Genomic DNA, 21,011 nt, shown 5'->3' on the forward strand with positions numbered 1-21,011 from the left:
GCTCAGACGAGCCAGGCGGCGGTGTCCGGCGGGAGGTCGTGCCCGTCGACGGAGCCGCTGGTGAGGAGGATCTCCTCGTGCGCCGGCAGCCGTACCGGCTCCTCGCCGAGGTTGACGACGCAGGTCAGGCCGGAGTCGCGGGTGAACGCCAGCACCCGCGGCCCGAGGTCGAGCCAGGTGAGGGCACCGTCGCCGAGCCGCTCGCGGCGCAGACGCAGAGCGGTGCGGTAGAGGTTGAGCATCGAGCCGAGGTCGCCGGACTGGGCCTCGACGGTGAGCTTGCGCCAGTCCTCCGGCTGGGGCAGCCACGTCGGCTGCCCGCCGAAGCCGAACGGCGGATCCTCTCCCGACCACGGCATCGGCACCCGGCAGCCGTCCCGGCCGGGGACGGTGTGGCCCGAGCGGTGCCACATCGGGTCCTGGCGCAGCTCGTCCGGGATGTCCTCCACCTCGGGCAGGCCGAGCTCCTCGCCCTGGTAGATGTAGACGCCGCCCGGCAGTGCCATCGCCAGCAGCGCGGCGGCGCGGGCCCGGCGGTAGCCGAGTTCCAGGTCCGACGGCACGCCGTCCCTGCGGTCACCGTGGTCCCAGGAGGTGTCCTCCCTGCCGTACCTGGTGACGACGCGGGCGACGTCGTGGTTGGACAGCACCCACGTGGGCGGGGCGCCGAGCGGCGCGTGGGTCGCGAGCGTCTGCTCGATCGAGTGGCGCAGCGCCGCCGGGTCCCACGGGCAGGCCAGGAAGTCGAAGTTGAAGGCGGTGTGCAGCTCGTCGGGGCGCAGGTAGCGGGCGAAGCGCTCCTGGTCGGGGAACCACACCTCGCCGATGAACATCCGGTCGTCGTACTCCTCCGACAGCCGGCGCCAGCTCCGGTAGATGTCGTGCACCTCGGGCCGGTCGGTGTACCCGTCGGGGTCGCCGCCGTCGAAGTCCTTCACCAGCACGGCGGCCGAGTCGATGCGGATGCCGTCGACGCCCCGGTCGAACCAGAAGCGCAGCACTTCGTGGAAGTACTCGTGCACCTCGGGGTTGGTCCAGTTGAAGTCGGGCTGTTCGGGGGCGAACAGGTGCAGATACCACTGCCCGTCGGGGACCTGCGTCCACGCCGGGCCGCCGAAGATGGACTTCCAGTCGCCCGGCTCGTCGCGGAACCAGAACCGCTGCCGCTCGGGGGAGCCCGGCCCGGCGGCGAGTGCCTGCCGGAACCATTCGCTCTGGTCGGAGGTGTGGTTCGGCACCACGTCGATGATGACCCGGATGCCGAGCTCGTGGGCCTCCTCGATGAACCTCTCCGCCTCGTGGAGGCTGCCGAAGGCCGGGTCGATGCCGCGGTAGTCGGCCACGTCGTACCCGCCGTCCGCCATGGGCGACGGATACCAGGGATTGAGCCAGATGGCGTCGATCCCGAGGTCCGCCAGGTAGGGCAGGCGCGCACGGAGTCCGGCCAGATCTCCGGTGCCGTCGCCGTTGCCGTCGGCGAAGCTCCGCAGGTAGACCTGGTAGATCGCGGCTCCCCGCCACCACGTTTCGGGCATCCTGGACACTACTCCTTGCCGTCGATAGAGGTTGTCAGCCCTTGAGGCTGCCGGCGGTGAGGCCCGCCATGATGTGCCGCTGGAACAGGAAGAAGACGACGATCGTCGGAATGCTGGCGATCACCAGCGAGGCGATCAGCACGTTCTGCGGCATCTGCCGCGAGAGCGAGGCGATGCCGATGCTGATCGACATCTTGTCGCTGTCCGGCAGTACGAGCAGCGGCCAGACGAAGTCCCGCCAGACGTTGACCACGGTGAGGATGGAGACCACGCCGAGGATCGGACGGGAGACCGGCACCACCACCGACCACAGGATGCGGCCGGGGCCGGCGCCGTCGATCTCGGCCGCCTCCAGGAGTTCCCTGGGGATGGAGTCGAAGAAGCGCTTGAGCAGGAAGATGTTGAACCCGTTGGCCGCGGCGGGCAGCCAGATCGCCCAGGGCGTGTTCAGCAGGTCCCAGCCGAGCAGCGGCAGTTCCTTCACGGTCAGGTACGCCGGAAGCATGATCACCATCGGCGGGATCATCAGTGTGGCGAGCATCAGCGCCAGCACGACCTTGCCGAGGGCCGGCCGCAGCTTCGACAGCGCGTAGGCGGCGGCCACGTCGAAGGTGAGCGTGAACAGCCACGCTCCCCCGGCGTACAGGGCCGTGTTGCCCAGGAGCCGCTGGAGGTCCATCAGCTCCCACGCCTCGGCGAAGGCCTCGAAGCCGAAGTGCGAGGGGAGAAAGGTCGGCGGGATCTGGACGAGTTCCTCGGTGCTCTTCATCGCCCCGGTGACCATCCAGTACAGCGGGAAGACGAACACCGCGGTGAAGAGGGCGACCACCACGACCAGCACGGTCCAGTAGATGGCCCGTCCGTGCCGGGTGTTGAGCTGGTGGGGCGAGACGACGGTGCGGAACTCGCTGGAGATCGGCTTGCGGGGGCGGCGCCTCCCGCGCGCGCCGCTCCGGGCCCCGGACGTCTCGGCGGAGCGCTTCGGGGCGACGGTGAGGTTGGACATCTGCGGCCCTCTACTTGGTGTTGTCGCGCGAGACGCGCAGGTAGACGGCGGAGAAGATCATCAGAACGATCATGAGCATCACGCCGAGGGCGTTGCCGCCGTTGATGTTGCCGAAATTGAACGCGTACTGGTACATGAGGTAGACCACGCTGACCGTCGAGTTCTCCGGCCCGCCCCCGGTGAGCAGGAACGGCTCGATGAAGACCTGCATGGTGGCGACGATCTGCAGCAGCAGCATCACCAGCAGGATCAGCCTGGTCTGCGGGATCGTGATGTGCCGGATCCGCTTGAGGATCCCCGCCCCGTCCAGCTCCGCCGCCTCGTACAGCTCGCTCGGGATCGTCTGCAGCGCGGCCAGGTAGATCAGCGTGCCGCTGCCCATGTTCATCCAGGTGGACACGATCACCAGCGAGAACAGCGCCGTGCTGGAGGAGTTCAGCCAGTCCAGCGTCGGCAGGTGCAGAAAGCCGAGGACCTGGTTGAACAGGCCCGCGTCCGGGTCGTAGAACCACTGGAACAGCAGGACGCCGACGGCCGGGGGCAGCATGACCGGCAGGTAGACCACGAACCTGAGGTACGCCCGCGCGTGCCGCAGCTCGTTCAGCACGATCGCGGTGACGAACGGCACGCCGTACCCGAAGATCAGCGCGAGCACCGTGAACATCACCGTGTTCCGCCAGGCGGGGCCGAACGCCGGGTCCTGGACGACCGTGACGAAGTTCTCCAGCCCCACCCACACCGGCGCGTCGACGAAATTGGTCCGCTGGAAGCTGAGGATGATCTCCCGGATCATCGGATACCAGGAGAAGAAGGCGAAGCAGATCAGCGCTCCGCACAGGAACCCGTAGGCGGTGATGTTGCGCCTGATGCCGCGCCCCCGCCGGCTCGGGGACCGGACCGGCCTTCGCGCGCTCATTGTGGTCATCGGTGTCGTCTTCCGATCTCAAGGTGAAACGGCCGGGGCGCCTGCCACGCCCCGGCCGGGGGATGCTCAGCCCTTCTTGGCCAGCAGGGCGTTGACCTTCGCCTCGGCGTCGGAGAGCAGCTGGTCGATGTTGGCGTCCTGCCTGGTCAGGACCGCCGACATCGGGGTGTCGAGGACCGCGTAGATCTCCTGTGCGTACGGCCCGGGCTCGGCCTTCGGCGGGATGCCCTTGGAGCCGTCCACCCACTGCTGGAACTGCGAGGTGTCGATGTTGGCGTTGGCCTTGCGCAGCTCGGTGACGGCCTGCGCGGAGGGGCTGTCCGGCTTGAACAGGTCGGGGTACGGCTGGCCGACGGTCATGTTGGCCGCCTTGTTCCGCGCGTAGTCGAACTGGCCCTTACCGGGGGTGAGGAACTTGTAGTCGATCCACTTCAGGCCGGCCTTGATCTGCTCCGGGGTGGCCTTCGGGTTGATCATGTAGCCGGCGCCGCCGTTGAACAGGGCCTTGGCCTCGGGCAGGGCGGCGACGGCGTAGTTCTCGAACTTGGCCTGGAAGTCGTTGCGCAGGCTGATCAGCACGTCGGGGGCGCCGAGCATCATGCCCATCTTGCCGCCGGCCATGTCCTTCATCAGCTGGGCCCATTCGGTGTGGAGCCGGGAGCCGGTGCTGTTGTCGACCCAGCGCATGTCGTGCAGGTTCTGCAGCACGGCCTTGCCCTCGGGGCTGTTGAAGGCGGCCTTCTTGCCGTCGGGGGTGAGCACCGAGCCGCCCCGGCCGTACAGGGACGCCGTGAAGTGCCACCCGCCGACGTTGTTGGCGCTGTACTCGCCGAAGCCGACGTACCCGGCGCCGAGCGCGGAGATCTTCTTGGCGGCCTCGCGCACCTCGGCCCAGGTCTTGGGCGGGTTGTTCGGGTCGAGCCCGGCCTTGGTGAAGACGTCCTTGTTGTAGACCAGGCCCATGCCGTAGCCGTCGGTCGGCAGGCCGTAGACCTTGCCGTCCTTCTTGAAGATGTCGACGGCGCTGTTGTAGTCGCCGTAGGTCTTGATCGTGTCGAGGTAGGGCGTGATGTCGGCCGCCTGGCCGCTGGCGATGAGGCGCTCGACGTTGGGGAAGTTGACGTAGAACACCGTCTCCAGCTGGCCGCCCGCGAGCTTGGCCTCGAAGGTGCGCGGGTCGTAGCAGGGGAAGGCGTCGGTCGCCTTGCTGATCGTGATGTTCGGGTTGAGCTTCTGGAACGCCGCCAGGTCCTCTTCGAAGGTGGCGCGCTCCACCTTGTTGGTCCTGGGCGGCTCGCAGTTCACCGTGATCGAGACCGGCCCGTCACCGGCGGGAGCGGCCGTGCCCTGCGAGCCCTTGGCATCGGGGGTCTTATCAGCGTCCGCGCCGCAGCCGGCGGCGGCGAGCGCGAGTCCTGCGCTGAGCAGGATCATCATCTTCCGGGATTTCATTTGCTCCTCCTGGCCAGGTTTCGCGGCCGTTTCGCCGAGCGACGCGCAAGGAACATATAAACCAGGACAGAGCACAGCAAGAGATCGACGAGGATGATGCAAAAAAGTGACAGAGGATCGTCGGCAGGGTGACGCGTGCCGTACGAGGGCGCGGCGAGCACCGTGAGCGCGCGGGCGGAAGAAAGAGGCGGTGCTTCCGAGTGACGAGGGAAGCGCGCCGGCTCAACAGGCGCCCAGCCGTGAGCTCAGCGGCGGCTCCCGGGGACCGGAAGCCGCCCGGGAGCGGGCCGCCCGGGAGCGGCCGCTCCGGAAAGCACTGATCAGCCGCCCACCGGGGACCGCTCGGCAAGGTCCTCGCCGGGAACCTGCTCGCCCGAGAGCCCGCGCGCGCGGACCGGGCCCGTCGAGCCGCGGACGACGAGCTCGGGCTCGAACAGCAGCTCCTCCGCCGTGACCGCCGCGCCGTCGATCTGGTTGACCAGTAAAGTCACGGCGGTGCGGCCGATGGCCTCCAGCGGCTGGCGCACGGTGGTCAGCGGCGGGTGGGTGCAGTTCATGAACGCCGAGTCGTCGAAGCCGACCACCGAGACGTCCTCGGGCACCGCCAGGCCCAGCCGCCGCACCGCCCGGATCGCCCCCAGGGCCAGCACGTCGCTGGCGCAGATGATGGCGGTCACCCCCTTCTTGACGAGCCTGGTCGTCACCGCCTGCCCCCCCTCGAGCGCGAACAGGCTGCGCTCGACCGCCCAGGGCTCGACCGTCAGCCCGGCCCGGGCCGCCTCGGCCCGGAAGGCCTCCAGCTTGCGGTTGGACGGCACGTGGTCGGCGGGGCCGAGGACCATGCCGACGCGCTCGTGGCCGAGCGACAGCAGGTGGCCGAAGGCCTGCTCCACCGCGACCTCGTCGTCGGTGGACACCCGCGGGAAGTTCAGCCCCTCGGTCGCGGCGTTCACCAGGACCACGGGCAGCCGCAGTTCGAGCAGCCGGTGGTAGTGGTCGTGCGGCGCGTCGTCCTCGGCGTAGTGGCCGCCGGCGAACACCACGCCGGAGACCTGCTGCTCCAGCAGCATCTCGATGTAGTCGGACTCCGAGAGCCCGCCGGCGGTGCGGGTGCACAGGACGGGGGTGAAGCCGCGCTGGGCCAGGGCGCCGCCGACGACCTCGGCCAGCGCGGGGAAGATCGGGTTGGCCAGCTCGGGCAGCACCAGCCCGACCAGGCGTGCCCGCTCGCCGCGCAGCTGTGTGGGGCGCTCGTATCCGAGGACGTCGAGGGCGGTCAGCACCGCGGCCCGGGTGGCCTCGGAAACCCCGGGCTTGCCGTTCAGCACGCGGCTGACGGTGGCTTCGCTCACGCCGACCTTCTTGGCGACCTCGGCGAGCCGCCGTGTGGTGGAACGGCCGGTGGCCGCCAGGTTCTCTGTCACGTTGCAAGCATATTGTCAAAGTCCCGCAAGTGTTTGCAGAGCCGGACGGCGACCGTGTCGAGGACGCCTCACGTCCCGCCCGGACAACCGGCGTGACAGAGTCGTTATCTTTCATAGAGTCATCGAAACATTGCAGACATCTGGTCGTCATCTTAAGGTGTGGGCACCTCGAGCTCCCTCTCCTCCCCCCACAGATGGGACCGCGATGAGACCAACGCAGATGGCGTTACGGCTGCTCTCCGTGACGCTCGCGACCATGCTGGCCGTCACGGGACTGACGGCCGCACCCGCCTCCGCCTCCGGCCCCGCCCCCGCCCCGGGCGGAACGACGGGCACCGCCAAGCGCGCCACGGCCGCCGCCGTCGGCACCGTCAACCTCGCGGCCGGCAGACCGGTCACCGCCGGCAGCACCAACAACGGCTACCCGGCCTCCAACGCCACCGACGGCAACCAGGCCAGCTACTGGGAGAGCGCCAACAACTCCTTCCCCCAGTGGATCCAGGTCGACCTCGGCTCCACCGCCACCGGCGTCGGCCGGGTCGTGCTGAAACTGCCCACCGGCTGGGAGCGGCGCACACAGACCCTGTCCATCCAGGGAAGCACCGACGGATCCACCTTCTCGACGCTCTCCGGCTCCGCCGGGCGGGTGTTCGACCCGGGCGTGGCCAACACCGTCACCGTCGACTTCACCGCCACGAGCACCCGCTACGTCCGGGTGAACATCACGGCCAACACCGGGTGGCCCGCCGGCCAGGTCTCCGAACTGGAGGTGTACGGCGACGACCCCGGTTCGGGACCTGATCCCGGGACCAACCTCGCCCTCGGCAAGGAGGTCGCCGAATCCGGCCACGTGTACACCTTCGCCGCCGCCAACGCCGTCGACGGCGACCTCAACACCTACTGGGAGGCCAACTCCGGGGCGTTCCCCAACACCCTGACGGTGAAGCTGGGCGCGAACGTCGCCACCTCCCAGGTCACGCTCAAGCTGAACCCCTCCGGCGCCTGGGGCACCCGCACCCAGAACATCGAGATCCAGGGCCGCGAGCAGAGCTCCTCGTCGTACACCACCCTGAAGCCGGCCGCCGACTACACCTTCGACCCGGCCACCGGCAACAGCGTGAACATCCCCGTCTTCGCCTCGGTCGCCGACATGCGGCTGAAGTTCAACTCCAACACCGGCGCGCCCGGCGGCCAGGTGGCCGAGTTCCAGGTGTTCGGCACCGCCGCCCCGAACCCCGACCTCGTCGTCACCGCCGCGTCCTGGACGCCCGCCTCCCCCGTCGAGACCGACGCGATCACCCTGTCGGCGACGGTGAAGAACCAGGGCAACGCCGGCTCCGCCGCCAGCAAGGTCGGCCTGTACCTGGGTGACACCAAGGTCGGCACCGCCGACGTCGGCGCGCTGGCGGCCGGGGCGTCGGCCACCGTGTCGGCGAACATCGGGCCGCGCGCCGCCGGCACCTACCAGGTCACCGCCAAGGCCGACGAGGCCGGCACCGTCGTCGAGCGGAACGAGTCCAACAACTCCTTCACCGCCCCCGGCTCCCTGACCGTCCGGCCGGTGGACAGCTCCGACCTCGTCCCCGTGCCCGCCTGGAGCCCCGGCAACCCGGCCGGCGGCGCGAACGTCACCTTCACCGTCGCGCTCAGGAACCAGGGCAACGTGGCCTCCGCGAGCGGCGCCCACGCCATCACCCTGACGGTGCTGAACGACAGCGGCGGCACCGTCAAGACACTGACCGGCACCTACAACGGCGCCATCGCCGCCGGCGCCACCACCTCCCCCGTCAGCCTCGGCACCTGGACCGCCGCCAACGGCCGATACACCGTGCGGGCCGTGGTCGCCGACGACGGCAACGAACTGCCCGTCAAGCGGGCCAACAACACCCTCGACCAGTCACTGTTCGTCGGCCGCGGCGCCAACATGCCGTACGACCACTACGAGGCCGAGGACGCCGTCACCGGCGGCGGCGCGGCGGTCGTCGGCCCCAGCCGCGACATCGGCACCCTGGCCGGCGAGGCCTCGGGCCGCAGGGCGGTCACGCTGAACGGTACCGGCGCCTACGTGGAGTTCACCACCAAGGCCGCCACCAACACCCTGGTCACCCGCTTCTCGATCCCCGACGCGCCGGGCGGCGGCGGCATCACCTCCACGGTGAACGTCTACGTCAACGGCCAGTTCCACAAGACGCTCAACCTGACCTCCAAGTACATGTGGCTGTACGGCGCGGAGGCGAGCCCCAACAACTCGCCCGGAAACGGCTCCCCGCGGCACATCTACGACGAGGCCAACCTCATGCTCAACCAGAGCTACCCGGCCGGCACGAAGATCAGGCTGCAGAAGGACGCCGCCAACTCCAGCACCTACGCGATCGACTTCGTCGACACCGAGCAGGTGGCCCCGGTCGCCAACCCCGACCCCGCCAAGTACGTCGTACCGGCCGGCTTCGGCCAGCAGGACGTCGCGGCGGCCCTCGACAAGGCCCGGATGGAGGCCGGGTGGACCGGCGTCTACCTGCCCGCGGGTGACTACCAGGTCTCCTCGAAGTTCAACGTCTACGGCAAGGCCGTCAAGGTCGTCGGCGCCGGTCCCTGGTACACCAGGTTCTACGCCCCGTCCGGCCAGGAGAACACCGACATCGGCTTCGAGGTGAACTCCAGCGCCAACGGCTCGTCCTTCTCCGGGTTCGCGGTCTTCGGCAACTACACCCAGCGCAACGACGGCCCCGGCAAGGTGTTCAACCTGACCGGCGTCCGCAACATCACCATCGACGACCTCTGGATCGAGCACCAGATGTGCATGGTGTGGGCGACGAACGTCAGCAACGTGACGGTGACCGACAGCCGCATCCGCGACCTGTTCGCCGACGGCATCAACTTCACCAACAACAGCAGGAACAACACCGTGCGCAACGTCGAGGCGCGCTCGACCGGGGACGACTCGTTCGCCCTGTTCAACGCGGTCGACATCGCCCAGGGCGACGTGACCGGGAACGTCTTCGAGAACCTCTCGGTCATGACCCCCTGGCGGGCCGCCGGCATCGCGGTCTACGGCGGGTACGACAACGTGTTCCGCAACATCTACATCGCCGACACGCTCACCTACTCGGGGGTGACGATCAGCTCGCTCGACTTCGGCTACCCCTTCCGGGGCTTCGGCACCACGCCGACGAGGTTCGAGAACATCTCGATCGTCAGGTCCGGCGGCCACTTCTGGGGCCAGCAGACCTTCCCGGGCATGTGGCTCTTCTCGGCCTCCAAGGAGTTCCGCGGCATCCGGATCAGCGACGTGGACATCGTCGACCCGACCTACTCCGGGATCATGTTCCAGACGAAGTACAGCAGCAACCAGCCGGAGAACCCGATCACGGACACCGTTCTCACCAACGTCACCATCTCGGGCGCCCGCAGGAGCGGTGACGCCTTCGACGCCAAGTCCGGCTTCGGGATCTGGGTGAACGAGATGCCCGAACAGGGCCAGGGACCGGCCGTCGGCTCGGCGACCTTCACCAACCTGACCCTGACCAACAACTACCAGGACATCAAGAACACCACCACGACCTTCACCATCAACCGCAACTAGGACGTCGTGCCCGGCGGGTGGAGGACGCCCCTCGCCGGGCACGGCCGCTCGCACCCCGGTGGCGTGGGCACCCCACGCCACCGGGGTGCTGACGTCAGGAGGCGGGCCAGGCGTCCGCGAGGAGCTCGCGGGTGTCCTGCAGCAGCTGCGGCAGCACCTTGGTGTGGCCCACCACCGGCATGAAGTTGGTGTCGCCTCCCCAGCGGGGCACGATGTGCTGGTGCAGGTGCGCGGCGATGCCCGCCCCGGCGACGTGGCCGAGGTTCATGCCGACGTTGAACCCCTGCGCGCCGCTCGCCTTGCGCAGCGACACGATCGCGCGCTTGGTGAAGTCGGCCAGCTCCACCGTCTCGGCCTCGTCCAGGTCGGTGTAGTCGGCGACGTGACGGTACGGGCAGACCATCAGGTGGCCGGAGTTGTACGGGTACAGGTTGAGCACGGCGAAGACCGAGGAGCCCCGGGCCACGATCAGCCCGTCCTGATCGCTCATCTTGGGGATCTCGCAGAACGGGCACCCGTCACCCGGGCCCGACCCCGTCGGCTTGTTCTCCCCCTTGATGTACGCCATGCGATGCGGGGTCCATAGACGCTGGAAGTTGTCTGGCTCTCCGGCACCGGGCTGCTCAATCGACTCCTGCATGCCTTGCAGCATAGGACGGGCCGCGTGCTTCCCGCCCCCCGGGCACCGCCCCAGACGGGGGAAGGCCGGTCCCCGCGCCTCACGGGAACCGGCCTCCACGCACGGGCCGGGGCGCCGCCCCTCAGACCTGGACGCGCCGCTCGACGGCGTCGACGATCTCGGCGATGGCCTCGTCGACCGGGACGCCGTTCTTCTGCTCGCCGCTGCGGTAGCGGAACGACACCGCGCCGGCCGCGATGTCGTCGTCGCCCGCCAGCAGCATGAACGGCACCTTGGACTTCTGCGCGTTACGGATCTTCTTCTGCATGCGGTCGGAGGAGGCGTCGACCTCCACCCGGATGCCTCGCTCACGCAGCCTCTTGGCGACGTCGGCGAGGTAGGGCACGTGGGTCTCGCCGATCGGGATGCCGACCACCTGCACGGGCGCGAGCCACGGAGGGAACGCGCCGGCGTAGTGCTCGACCAGGACGCCGAAGAACCGCTCGATCGACCCGAACAGCGCCCGGTGGATCATGACGGGCCGCTGCCTGGCGCCGTCGGAGGCCTGGTATTCGAGCTCGAAGCGCTGCGGCAGGTTGAAGTCGAGCTGGATGGTGGACATCTGCCAGGAGCGGCCGATGGCGTCGCGCGCCTGCACCGAGATCTTCGGGCCGTAGAACGCCGCGCCGCCGGGGTCGAGCACCAGCTCGAGGTTCTCGGACTCGGCGACCTCGCGCAGCGTCTGGGTGGCCTCCTCCCAGTCCTCGTCGGTGCCGACGAACTTCACCGGGTCCTTGGTGGACAGCTCCAGGTAGAAGTCGTTGAGGCCGTAGTCGCGCAGCAGGTCGAGCACGAAGCGCAGCAGCGAGGTCAGCTCGTCGCGCATCTGCTCGCGGGTGCAGTAGATGTGCGCGTCGTCCTGGGTGAGGCCGCGGACGCGGGTCAGGCCGTGGACCACGCCGGACTTCTCGTAGCGGTACACCGTGCCGAACTCGAACAGCCGCAGCGGCAGCTCGCGGTAGGACCGCCCGCGCGCCCTGAAGATCAGGTTGTGCATCGGGCAGTTCATGGGCTTGAGGTAGTAGCGGGCGCCCTCGAGCTCCATGGGCGGGAACATGCCGTCGGCGTACCAGTCGAGGTGGCCGGAGATCTTGTAGAGGTTCTCCTTGGTGATGTGCGGGGTGTTGACGAAGGAGTACCCCGCCTCCTCGTGCCGCTTGCGGGAGTAGTCCTCCATCAGCTTGCGGATCACGCCGCCCTTGGGGTGGAAGACCGGCAGGCCCGAGCCGAGCTCGTCGGGGAAGGAGAACAGGTCGAGCTCGGCGCCCAGCTTGCGGTGGTCGCGCTTCTCGGCCTCCTCCAGCATGTGGAGGTACTCGTCCTGCTTCTCGCGGGACTCCCAGGCGGTGCCGTAGATGCGCTGGAGCTGGGGGTTCTTCTCGCTGCCCCGCCAGTAGGCGCCGCCGGAGCGCATCAGCTTGAACGCGGGGATCACGCGGGTCGAGGGCAGGTGGGGACCCCGGCAGAGGTCCTTCCAGCACAGCTCGCCCGACTTGGGGTCGAGGTTGTCGTAGATGGTGAGCTGGCCACCGCCCACCTCGACGCTCTCCTCGTCGGCGGCGCCGCCCTTGAGCCCGATGAGCTCCAGCTTGTACGGCTCGGCGGCGAGCTCCTCGCGGGCGTCGTCGTCGGAGACCGGGCGCCGCTGGAACAGCTGCCCCTGCTTGACGATCTCGCGCATGCGCTTCTCGACGCGCTTGAGGTCGTCGGGGGTGAAGGGATCCTTGACGTCGAAGTCGTAGTAGAAGCCGTTCTCGACCGGCGGGCCGATGCCGAGCCTGGCCTCGGGGAAGATCTCCTGGACGGCCTGCGCCATCACGTGGGCGGTGGAGTGGCGCAGGATGGCCCGGCCCTCCTCGCTGTCGATCGCGACCGGCTCGACGACGTCGCCGTCGGCGACCGCGGCCGCGAGGTCGCGCAGCTCGCCGTTGATCCTGGCGGCGATCACCGTGCGGCCGTCCGCCTCGAGCGCCTCACCCGCCGTCGTGCCGCCCGCCACCACACGCTCGGCTCCGGCGAGGGTGATGCGTATTTCGAGGGCGGCAGACACGATTGCTCCAAGGATCTGGTGGATTCGGTTTCTTCGCTGTCCTGCCCGATGCTACCGGGAACCGTCGGCGAATATCGCCGTCACCCGGAGCGGGACGCCGGGGCCGGGATCGGTGACGGTGGTGGTGCCGCGATCGTGCCGCACGGCGATCCGGCGCCCGCCGACCGGTATGCCGGAGACCTCCAGCCGGTCGATGCCGGGCGGCAGCGCGGGTTCCACGGTCACCTCGCCGGAGGGGGCGTCGGGACGGACGCCGAGCAGCCCCTCGACGACCTGGCCGACCAGGGTGAAGGCGACCTCCGGATAGTCGCCGTTGCGGCCTCCGGCGACGTGCGGCAGGTCGCGCGCGGCGAAGATCTCGCGCATCCACTTCCAGGCGGTCGCGGGGCGGCCGTTCCGGAAGAAGAGGTCGGGGAGGTAGGTGAGCGCCTCGATGTTCGGGGGCCTGCCGGGGCCGGAGGCCTGCGCGTCGACGTAGTCCAGGTACGCCTCGTTGCGGGGGCCGGCGGGCATGATGCCCTTGAGCGGCATGAAGAAGCTGTTCTCCTGTCCCCACCCGGTGACCGGGTCGCCGCCGGTGGTGTACCCCCGGATCTGCCCGGCGCCGTACCCGCCCCAGAAGCGGGCGAAGTGGTCGCGCAGCCGCCGGGCCGCCCGGTTGTACGGTTCGCCGTCCTCGCCGCGGGCCCGCGCGAGCGCGGCCATGGCCAGGTAGGCGCGGTACTGGGCCGCGATGCCGTCCCCGGCTTCGGCCAGGGGTTCGCCGTCCAGCTCGTTGTAGGTGGCGGTGCCCTGGAAGATGCCCCCGCCGGTCCCCCGGGCCACGGGGCCGCCCCCGCCGTGGAGCTCGACGAACTCGCCGGTGGCGTGGCGGTAGAACGCCCACAGGACGGGGTCCTCGACGTAGGAGCGGTCGCCCGTCCACCGGTAGGCGGCCTCGGCGGCCTCGACCAGCTCGAAGACGGCCGGGACCTCCCTGACGAAGTCGTCCGGCCCCCGGTAGTCGAGGGACAGGTACGACCCGTCGAAGTTGAACGCCCAGACGGGGTGGTAGCCGTGGTCCTTCGTCGCCGAGGCGGCGAAGCACTTGAGCATCGTCAGGTTGGCCTCGTCGAGGCCGAGCAGGTGGGCGGCGGGGAGCTGGTGGACGAAGTCGCGGGAGTAGAAGCCGCTGCGGTGGGCGTACCCGGCCCAGTAGGACGGCAGGTAGACCCCTTCTCCCGTGCCCTCCGGGCGGGTCTCGTCGGCGTCGACCGGGCCCCGGGTCCCGCCCGGGTGGGCCCAGCGCAGCGCCCGCCGCGTGGCCCACTCGAACATCTCGACGACCTCGGGGCATGACGAACTGATCTCCATGGACGTTCCAATCGGTAGGCGTGGCGCCCGCCGGGCCGCGGGACCGGTCAGGCGCGCGCGGGGGGCACGCTCTGCCGCAGGACCGGCTCGGCCGGGATCAGCAGGCCGGCCTCGGGGGCGGCGCCGTCCTCGACGATCTGCAGGAGGCGGCTGACCAGGGCGTCGGCGATGCGCCGCAGCGGGAGCCGCACCGTCGTGAGCGGCGGCTGGAGCAGGGTGGTGTAGGGCATGTCGTTGAACCCGGTGACGGCGAGGTCCTCGCCGATGGTCAGGCCCTCCGCCTGGGCCGCGGCGTAGACGCCGGGGGCCAGCCAGTCGTCGACCATGACCAGCGCCGTGGGGCGCGGCCGGCGGCTCAGCAGGCCCTGGGCCACGGCCATCACCTGTTCCGGGTCGTCGACGACGGCTTCCCGGCCGGTCAGGCGGTGGCGCCGCACTCCGGCGCGGAAGCCCTCCATGCGGTGCGTCAGCCACGGGATGTCGGCGGACATGCCGAGGAACGCCAGCCGCCGGTGCCCGCGCGCGGCGAGCAGGCCGACCAGGTCGATCATCGCCTGGACCGAGTCGACGTCCACCCAGGCCTGCGGCACTCCCGGTGCCGTGCGGCCGAACACCACGAAGGGGAAGCGCTCCCGGGCGAGGTAGTCGACCCGGGGGTCGTCGCGGAGCACGTCGGACAGCAGGAAGGCGTCGGCGATGCGGGCGGCGATGACCTCCTCCAGCGCCTGCGCCTGTCCCTGGCCGGCGCGGGGCCGTACCAGCAGGATGCGGTAGCCGGCCTCGCCGGACGCCGTGACCAGGGCCTCCAGGAAGCCGCTCATCAGGGCGTTGGGGTTGGCCGGGTCGGTCTCCGGGGTGGTGTAGGCGATGACCCGCCGGGTGCCGGAGCGCAGGCTGCGGGCCGACTGGTCGGGGCGGTAGCCCATCTCCTCGATGAGCGCCGTCACCCGCTCCAGGGTCTCGGCCCGCAGCCGGTGCGGGGCGTTGAGCGCGTTGGAGACCGTCTGGCGGGACACACCGGCCGCGCGGGCGACGTCCTCGATGCTGACCCCGCGGGGCCGGTGCGCCGCCACCGGTCAGCCCTCCCCGGTGCGGCGGCGCAGCCGCAGCAGCCCGCCCGTCGGGACCGTGACCACCTGGGCCCCGGCCGGCAGGTGGAGCCCGGTCGTGGACAGCAGGGTGCCGCGGCAGTCGTGCACGGTCGCCTCGGCGTGCCGTTCCGTCTCGCCGAGCAGGACGACCCGGGAGTCGGGGGCGGCGTTGGCGACCAGCAGTTCCGTCCAGCCCTCGGCTGGGACGTCGACCGGCAGCGACGCGTAGCGGGCGATGACCATGGTCTGCTCATCGTAGGCCCGCACGAGCGGGTATCCGTGCTCGGGCTGTTCGGGCCGCAGGGTGCCCAGTTGCAGCGTCTCCAGGTGGTCCCGGAAGATCCCCAGCCAGAACCTGATCACCGCCAGCCGCCCCGGCGTCTGCGCGGACAGGTCGACCGAGATCTGCGGCACCGAGAACAGCGCGTTGATCAGGTGCACGGCGACCTGCTCGTCCGGCTCGGAGGGATGCCACATGATCATGTCGGCGTGCACGGCGCGCGGTCCCGAGATCAGGCGCAGGTCGATCGTGCGCTGCCGGTTCTCCTGCGGGCTCAGCGGGCAGTCCGTGGCGCGGATCATGTTCCCGTACGGCCACAGGCCGGGGCTGGTGTACGGCTGCCGGTACTCCACCAGGAGACCCGGCCGGGTACGGCGCAGCCGCAGGTCCAGCTCGTGGAGCAGCCGCCGGACGCCCTCGTCCACCTCCTGGCAGTCGGCGCCGGGACCCGGGGCGGGGTCGCCGCCGGGGGTGGCGAACTGGTCCACGAAGTCGATCTTCAGGCCGTCCGTCCCCCATGTCTCCACCGCCTGGGACAGCCGGTCGAGGAGGAACGCGCGGACCTCGGGGTGGCGCGGGTCGAGCACCGCGGCGTCCATGTGGTCGAGGTAGCGCAGGAACCTGCCCTCGAACCGCTCGAACGCCGCGTTGTCCTTACCGATGAACGGGATCGCGTACCACAGCAGGTAGGCCATGCCGAGGTCGCGCACCCGCGCCACGTGTGCCGCCATGTCGGGGAACGCCGCCGGGTTCGGCTCCCAGTCGCCGCAGAAGGCGTACCCCCGTGACCGGTCGGCCGTCTGCCAGCCGTCGTCCACGATGATCGTGTCGCAGCCCAGCTCCTTCGCCAGCCGCGCCTGCGTCTCGACCGGCTCCTCGCCGACCTCCTGGTGCATGCCGTACCACGTCGAGTACACCGGCAGCCGCGCCTGGCGCGGAGTGGCGGGCGGCCGTGCCGTCTCCTCCCACCACGCGGCGACGTCGCCCAGCGCCGCGGCGAAGTGCCGGTCGGACAGGTCGATGCGGAGGCGCGGCGCCCGGCCCCGGACGGTGAGGGCGAACTCGCCGGTCTCCTCGATCACGCCTCCGGTGATGGACACCTGGTCGTGGACCTCGGCCAGGGCCACCGTGCACACGTTGACGCCGCCGGACCCGACCAGGGACGCCACCGGCGAGCCGCTGGTCAGCCGGGAGGTGGCCGGCAGGTTCCAGATGGGCGGCACCCAGACGGTGCCGCTGTGCGGCGTCCAGAACGCGGCGGTCGCGACGCACGGCAGGCGCCACTGCGCCGCGGTGGCGCCGGGCGCGTCGATCACCCAGGCCCGGTCTCCCACCTGGGTGACCGTGACGTCCGAGCCGCCGTCGACCGCCACCTCGACGCCCCCGACGCGCACCGTGACCGTCTCGGCCAGCGCGTGCGGCTGCCAGATCTGCATGTCTATCCCTTCGTGGCACCGGCCAGCAGGCCGGAGATGAACTGCTTCTGCAGGACGAGAAACAGGACGATCATGGGGAGCGACGAGATCGCCGTCCCGACCATGACCTGGCCGAAGTCGGTCCGGGCCGTCGCCTGCAGCGAGGCCAGGGCGACCGGCAGGGTGTACATCTCGGGCGTGCGCAGGGCGATCAGCGGCCACAGGAAGTCGTTCCAGGCGCCGAGGAAGAGGAAGACCGCCAGCGCCGCGAGGACCGGTCGCATGACCGGCACCACGACCCGCCACAGCACCCGCAGCTCGCCGGCGCCGTCCACGCGGGCGGCGTCGAGCAGCTCGTCCGGCACCGCGAGCAGCGACTGCCGCATCAGGAACACGCCGAACGGCACCGACAGGCCGGGGAGGATGAGCGCGGGGAAGCTGTCGATCAGCCCGATGTCGTTCATCAGCTCGAACACCGGGATGATCGTGACGCCGCCGGGGATGACCAGCGTCGACAGGAGCAGGACGAAGAACGCGTCGCGTCCCCGGAAGGTGAACTTCGCGAAGGCGTACCCGGCCAGGAGCGAGATCACCAGGGCGCCCGCCGTCTGGACCACCGCGACGAACAGCGTGTTGCCCAGCACGTGGAGCAGCCCGATCGACTCCTCCAGCTTCCCGATGTTCTCCAGGAGCCGGTCGCCGGGGTAGAACTTCGGCGTCGCGGAGAAGATGTCGGAGTTGGCGTGGGTGGCCGCCATGGCCATCCAGTAGAACGGCCCGACGCACACCCCGAACACCGCGGCCAGCGCGAACGTCAGCGGCCAGCCTCTGATCAGCCGTCTCATTTCCTTCCTCCGCTCAGCTTGATCTGCAGGAGGCCGAATCCGGCGACCATCAGCGTGAGCGCGTAAGCGATCGCGGCGGCGTAGCCGAAGTCGAAGTAGCGGAAGCCGTTCTGGTACAGGTAGAGGGAGATCGTCAGTGTGGTGTTCTCCGGTCCCCCGCCGGTCAGCACGAACGGCTCGTCGAAGAGCTGCAGCGTGCCGATGGTCGACAGCACCACCGTCAGCAGCAGGATCGGGCGCAGCTGCGGGATCGTGATCGACCGGAACCGGCGCAGCGCCCCGGCCCCGTCCACCATGGCGGCCTCGTAGAGGTCCTTGGAGATGCTCTGCAGGCCGGCGAGATAGATCACCGCGTTGTAGCCGGTGTAGTGCCAGGTGAGGGCGATGACGATGGAGATGCGCGCCCAGAAGGGGCTGCCGAGCCAGTCGACGCGCGGCGCGCCGAGGAAGCCGAGCAGCCAGTTGAGCAGGCCGGAGTCCCTGCTCAGGATCACCGAGAACATCACGCCGTAGGCGACCAGCCCGGTCAGGGACGGCAGGAAGACGCCGAGCCGCCACACCGCGCGCAGCCGCACGTAGGCCGAGTTGAGCCCGAGGGCGAGCAGGAGCGCGAGGAAGAGCATGATCGGAACCTGGACCACGAGGATCAGGGCGGTGTTCCACAGCGAGGTCCAGAACAGCGGGTCGTCGGCCAGCCGGACGTAGTTGCGCAGGCCGACGAAGCTGCGGGCGGCGCCCGCGCCGGTGGTGAGGCTGATGTACGCCGCGGCGAGGATCGGATACGCCTTGAAGGCCAGGAATCCGAGCAGCGCGGGCGCGATCAGGATGTAGGGGACGTTCCTCTTGGTGAGGATGGGACGCCGCGTGCCGGGGGCGTGCCCGAGCGCGGTCTCCTCGGTCAGCGTGGCCGTCATCCCGCCGCGAGCTTCCTGTTGGTCTGCTGGGCGAGGAGGCGGGCCGCCTGGGACAGCGCGCCCGCCGGGTCGGCGCCCTTGGTGAGGACCTGGGTCTGCGCGTCACTGGCGATCTTGAGGGCGCGGGCGTAGTCGCTGGAGTAGTAGGTGGCGTCGGCGCCCTCGCCGAGGGAGTCGGTGAAGGTCTTCAGGGCGGGCTGGCCACCGTAGTAGGGGTTCGGGGCGGAGTACATCGGGTCGGCGTACGCGGCGGTCAGCGCCGGGAAGACGCCGCCCTGCCTGAACACCTTGTTGACCACCTCGGGGCGGGTCAGCGCGTACTCCACGAACTTGAACGCCTCGGCCTTGTGCGGGCTGCTCCCCGAGACGCTGAGGTAGGTGGAGTTGACGATCGCCGCCCGCTTCCCGCCCACGGCGAAGGCGGGCGGCGACATGACCCGCCACAGGCCCTTCTGCTCGGGACGCATCTCCGGGATGTAGCTCACCGCCCAGGCCGGCCAGGGCAGCACCGCCAGCCTGCCGGCGCCGATGAGCTTCTTCGAGGTGCCCTCGCCGGAGGTGTCCGCGACGATCCCGGCGTCGTTCATCTTCTTGATCAGGCCCATGGCCTGGACGGCCGGCGCCGAGCCGAGCGTGACCTCGCCCTCCCGGTCGAAGTAGAAGGCGCCCTGCTGCTGCAGGAGCATCTGGTAGAAGTCCATGTCGGGGCTGCCCGCCGCCGGCTTGTTCAGGCCGATGAGGAAGGCGCCGGTCTTGGCCTTCAGCGTCTTCCCGGCCTCGATCAGGTCGTCCCAGGTCTTGATGCCCGCCACGTCGATCCCGGCCTTCTGGAACAGGTCGGAGCGGTAGAAGAGCCCGGCCGGGTTGACCTCCCAGGGCATGGCGTACACGCCGCCGTCCTTGCCGAGCACGGTGGGCCACAGGCCCTTGGCGAAGGCGTCCTTGTACTTCTCCGCGCCGAGCGTGCGCAGGTCGGCCAGGCCGCCGGGGAACTTCTCGGTGTAGCTCGGCAGGTAGTCGACGCCGATGTGCAGCACGTCGCCCAGGCCCTTGCCGCCCGCGGCCATGCCGATGGTGATCTTCTCCCAGATCGCCGGGTTGCCGATGGCCTGGACGTCGACCTTGATGCCGGGGTTGTCCTTCTCGAAGTCCTTGGCGACGGCGGCCAGGCCGTCGGAGGCGGGCTTCCAGGTCCAGACGGTGATCTTGACCGGTCCGCCCGCGTCCGGGGCGGAGCCGCCGCAGGCGGCCAGGGGCAGGCAGAGCGCGCCGGCGGACGCCAGGGCGAGGAGGCCACGACGACTGATCATGAGACTTTCCCTTCAGGGACATGTGCGCCACTCAGCGCGCGGGCGAGCCGGGTGGCCGTTTCTCGGGGGGTGGTGGCGTGCGGCGACAGGCGGATCCATCCGCCGCGTAGCGTGGTGACGAGCCCGGCCGCGGTCAGGGCCGCGTGCGCCTCGGCCGGGTCCGCGCCGGGCAGGCGGAACGAGGCGATCCCGCCCCGCTCCGCCGGGCCGAGCTCCGGGAGCAGCACGTGGGCGCCGGCCGCCCGGACGACCCGCAGCATCTCGTCCAGCGTTTCGGTGACCCGCCGCCCCACGGCGTCGGGCCCCGCGGCCAGCAGCAGGTCGATCCCCGCGCCGAGGGCGGCCACCGCGGGATGGTCGGGGTTGGTCATGGTGTGCGCCACGGCGCCGGGCAGCGGCCCGGACTCGATGTCGAAGGCGTCGCGAAGGCCGGACCAGCCGCCGAGCCCGGCGGCGAGGCGGTCTAGAGCGTGGTCGCGGACCAGCAGCAGGGCCGCGCCCCAGCCGGCGCGCAGCCACTTCTGACCGCCGCACGCCAGCACGTCGGCCGCCTCCACCTCGATCGGCACCGCGCCGAGGCCCTGGATCGCGTCCACGATCAGCAGCCGGTCCGGTCCGAGGACCTCCTTCAGGGCGCCGAGCGGGGCCCGGTACCCGGTGAGCGCGTCGACGGCGCTGACCGTGAGCGCCCTCACCTCGGGGGTGAGATGGGCGGCGAGGACGTCCGGGGTGATCGGCGCCGCGTCGATCCAGCGCACACGCGGCCCGCCGCGGTCCTGGAAGCGCAGCCAGGGGTGGGTGTTGGCCGGGAACTCGCCACGCGGGACGAGCACGGTCCCGTCGCCGGGCAGCGCCGCCGCCACGGCGAACAGGCCGTGGCTGGTCGAGGAGACGAACGCCACCTCGTGTCCGGCCGCCTTCAGCAGGGTCGCGGCCGAGGCGGCGGCCTGGGAGGTGGACCGCTCGAAGCGGGCCAGGGCGGCGCCCCGGCTCAGGTCGGCGGCCTCGGTGAGGGTGGCGGCGACGTCGCGCGAGATCGGTCCGACCCGGGCGAAGTCGAGGTACCCCGCCGGCTCCTGGAAGCGGCCCAGATAGTCCTCCCAACCAATATGAACGTTCAAATCCTGCAAGCCGCCCACGTGGGATTCC

15 protein-coding genes are annotated in these 21,011 nt (G+C 70.3%); 1 reads left to right on the plus strand and 14 read right to left on the minus strand.

Annotation, left to right across the window (positions count from 1 at the left end):
* Positions 1-2 precede the first annotated feature (2 nt).
* The 5 genes from KIK05_RS16625 to KIK05_RS16645 all read right to left on the minus strand — a co-directional run bounded on the left by KIK05_RS16625 (position 3) and on the right by KIK05_RS16645 (position 6,342).
* Complete coding sequence (locus tag KIK05_RS16625; RefSeq protein WP_214411635.1) at positions 3-1,535, minus strand: glycoside hydrolase family 13 protein; 1,533 nt, start codon at positions 1,533-1,535, stop codon at positions 3-5.
* A 34-nt stretch (positions 1,536-1,569) separates the two neighbouring features.
* Entirely contained in the window at positions 1,570-2,541 is a 972-nt protein-coding gene (locus KIK05_RS16630; protein WP_214411636.1) for a carbohydrate ABC transporter permease, read from the minus strand.
* Positions 2,542-2,551: 10 nt separating this feature from the next.
* Positions 2,552-3,466 (minus strand): carbohydrate ABC transporter permease, encoded by a 915-nt coding sequence (locus tag KIK05_RS16635; protein WP_214411637.1) that lies wholly within the window; start codon positions 3,464-3,466, stop codon positions 2,552-2,554.
* Positions 3,467-3,532: 66 nt separating this feature from the next.
* Positions 3,533-4,918 carry an extracellular solute-binding protein gene (locus KIK05_RS16640; protein WP_214411638.1) on the minus strand — a complete coding sequence of 462 codons (1,386 nt, stop codon included), beginning with the start codon at positions 4,916-4,918 and terminating at the stop codon, positions 3,533-3,535.
* Positions 4,919-5,238: 320 nt separating this feature from the next.
* A complete protein-coding gene (locus KIK05_RS16645; RefSeq protein ID WP_308249954.1) occupies positions 5,239-6,342 on the minus strand; it encodes a LacI family DNA-binding transcriptional regulator in 1,104 nt (367 codons plus the stop codon).
* A 205-nt stretch (positions 6,343-6,547) separates the two neighbouring features.
* On the opposite strand from KIK05_RS16645, the gene KIK05_RS16650 reads away from it, so the two are divergent.
* Positions 6,548-9,925 (plus strand): galactose-binding domain-containing protein, encoded by a 3,378-nt coding sequence (locus tag KIK05_RS16650; protein WP_250562932.1) that lies wholly within the window; start codon positions 6,548-6,550, stop codon positions 9,923-9,925.
* A gap of 94 nt (positions 9,926-10,019) precedes the next feature.
* Here the strand turns inward: KIK05_RS16650 and KIK05_RS16655 are convergent, their stop codons facing one another.
* The 9 genes from KIK05_RS16655 to KIK05_RS16695 form a co-directional block, all read right to left on the minus strand.
* Complete coding sequence (locus KIK05_RS16655; RefSeq protein WP_308249955.1) at positions 10,020-10,565, minus strand: HIT family protein; 546 nt, start codon at positions 10,563-10,565, stop codon at positions 10,020-10,022.
* Positions 10,566-10,686: 121 nt separating this feature from the next.
* Positions 10,687-12,654: a threonine--tRNA ligase gene (gene thrS, locus KIK05_RS16660; protein ID WP_214411640.1), complete on the minus strand. Its 1,968-nt coding sequence runs from the start codon at positions 12,652-12,654 to the stop codon at positions 10,687-10,689.
* A 51-nt stretch (positions 12,655-12,705) separates the two neighbouring features.
* A complete protein-coding gene (locus KIK05_RS16665) occupies positions 12,706-14,007 on the minus strand; it encodes a glycosyl hydrolase family 65 domain-containing protein (RefSeq protein WP_214411641.1) in 1,302 nt (433 codons plus the stop codon).
* A gap of 47 nt (positions 14,008-14,054) precedes the next feature.
* Positions 14,055-15,080, minus strand: coding sequence for a LacI family DNA-binding transcriptional regulator (locus KIK05_RS16670; protein WP_214411642.1), 1,026 nt, complete (start codon positions 15,078-15,080; stop codon positions 14,055-14,057).
* 3 nt (positions 15,081-15,083) lie between these two features.
* Positions 15,084-16,814, minus strand: coding sequence for a glycoside hydrolase family 36 protein (locus KIK05_RS16675; protein WP_214411643.1), 1,731 nt, complete (start codon positions 16,812-16,814; stop codon positions 15,084-15,086).
* A gap of 2 nt (positions 16,815-16,816) precedes the next feature.
* Positions 16,817-17,638 (minus strand): carbohydrate ABC transporter permease, encoded by an 822-nt coding sequence (locus KIK05_RS16680; protein ID WP_250562933.1) that lies wholly within the window; start codon positions 17,636-17,638, stop codon positions 16,817-16,819.
* Positions 17,635-18,552 carry a carbohydrate ABC transporter permease gene (locus tag KIK05_RS16685; protein WP_214411644.1) on the minus strand — a complete coding sequence of 306 codons (918 nt, stop codon included), beginning with the start codon at positions 18,550-18,552 and terminating at the stop codon, positions 17,635-17,637. Before KIK05_RS16685 ends, KIK05_RS16680 begins: the two co-directional genes overlap by 4 nt.
* Positions 18,549-19,862 (minus strand): ABC transporter substrate-binding protein, encoded by a 1,314-nt coding sequence (locus KIK05_RS16690; RefSeq protein ID WP_214411645.1) that lies wholly within the window; start codon positions 19,860-19,862, stop codon positions 18,549-18,551. Before KIK05_RS16690 ends, KIK05_RS16685 begins: the two co-directional genes overlap by 4 nt.
* A complete protein-coding gene (locus tag KIK05_RS16695) occupies positions 19,859-20,983 on the minus strand; it encodes an aminotransferase class V-fold PLP-dependent enzyme (protein ID WP_250562934.1) in 1,125 nt (374 codons plus the stop codon). Before KIK05_RS16695 ends, KIK05_RS16690 begins: the two co-directional genes overlap by 4 nt.
* Positions 20,984-21,011: the final 28 nt, after the last annotated feature.

Source organism: Sphaerisporangium fuscum (assembly GCF_018531465.1).
Classification (GTDB): domain Bacteria; phylum Actinomycetota; class Actinomycetes; order Streptosporangiales; family Streptosporangiaceae; genus Sphaerisporangium; species Sphaerisporangium fuscum.

Excerpts from the sequence above, each read along its gene's own strand:
- KIK05_RS16625 (WP_214411635.1), bottom strand. The coding sequence starts at position 1,535 with ATGCCCGAAACGTGGTGGCGGGGAGCCGCGATCTACCAGGTCTACCTG.
- KIK05_RS16630 (WP_214411636.1), bottom strand. The coding sequence starts at position 2,541 with ATGTCCAACCTCACCGTCGCCCCGAAGCGCTCCGCCGAGACGTCCGGG.
- KIK05_RS16635 (WP_214411637.1), bottom strand. The coding sequence starts at position 3,466 with ATGACCACAATGAGCGCGCGAAGGCCGGTCCGGTCCCCGAGCCGGCGG.
- KIK05_RS16640 (WP_214411638.1), bottom strand. The coding sequence starts at position 4,918 with ATGAAATCCCGGAAGATGATGATCCTGCTCAGCGCAGGACTCGCGCTC.
- KIK05_RS16650 (WP_250562932.1), top strand. The coding sequence starts at position 6,548 with ATGAGACCAACGCAGATGGCGTTACGGCTGCTCTCCGTGACGCTCGCG.
- KIK05_RS16655 (WP_308249955.1), bottom strand. The coding sequence starts at position 10,565 with ATGCAGGAGTCGATTGAGCAGCCCGGTGCCGGAGAGCCAGACAACTTC.
- KIK05_RS16665 (WP_214411641.1), bottom strand. The coding sequence starts at position 14,007 with ATGGAGATCAGTTCGTCATGCCCCGAGGTCGTCGAGATGTTCGAGTGG.
- KIK05_RS16675 (WP_214411643.1), bottom strand. The coding sequence starts at position 16,814 with ATGCAGATCTGGCAGCCGCACGCGCTGGCCGAGACGGTCACGGTGCGC.
- KIK05_RS16680 (WP_250562933.1), bottom strand. The coding sequence starts at position 17,638 with ATGAGACGGCTGATCAGAGGCTGGCCGCTGACGTTCGCGCTGGCCGCG.
- KIK05_RS16685 (WP_214411644.1), bottom strand. The coding sequence starts at position 18,552 with ATGACGGCCACGCTGACCGAGGAGACCGCGCTCGGGCACGCCCCCGGC.
- KIK05_RS16690 (WP_214411645.1), bottom strand. The coding sequence starts at position 19,862 with ATGATCAGTCGTCGTGGCCTCCTCGCCCTGGCGTCCGCCGGCGCGCTC.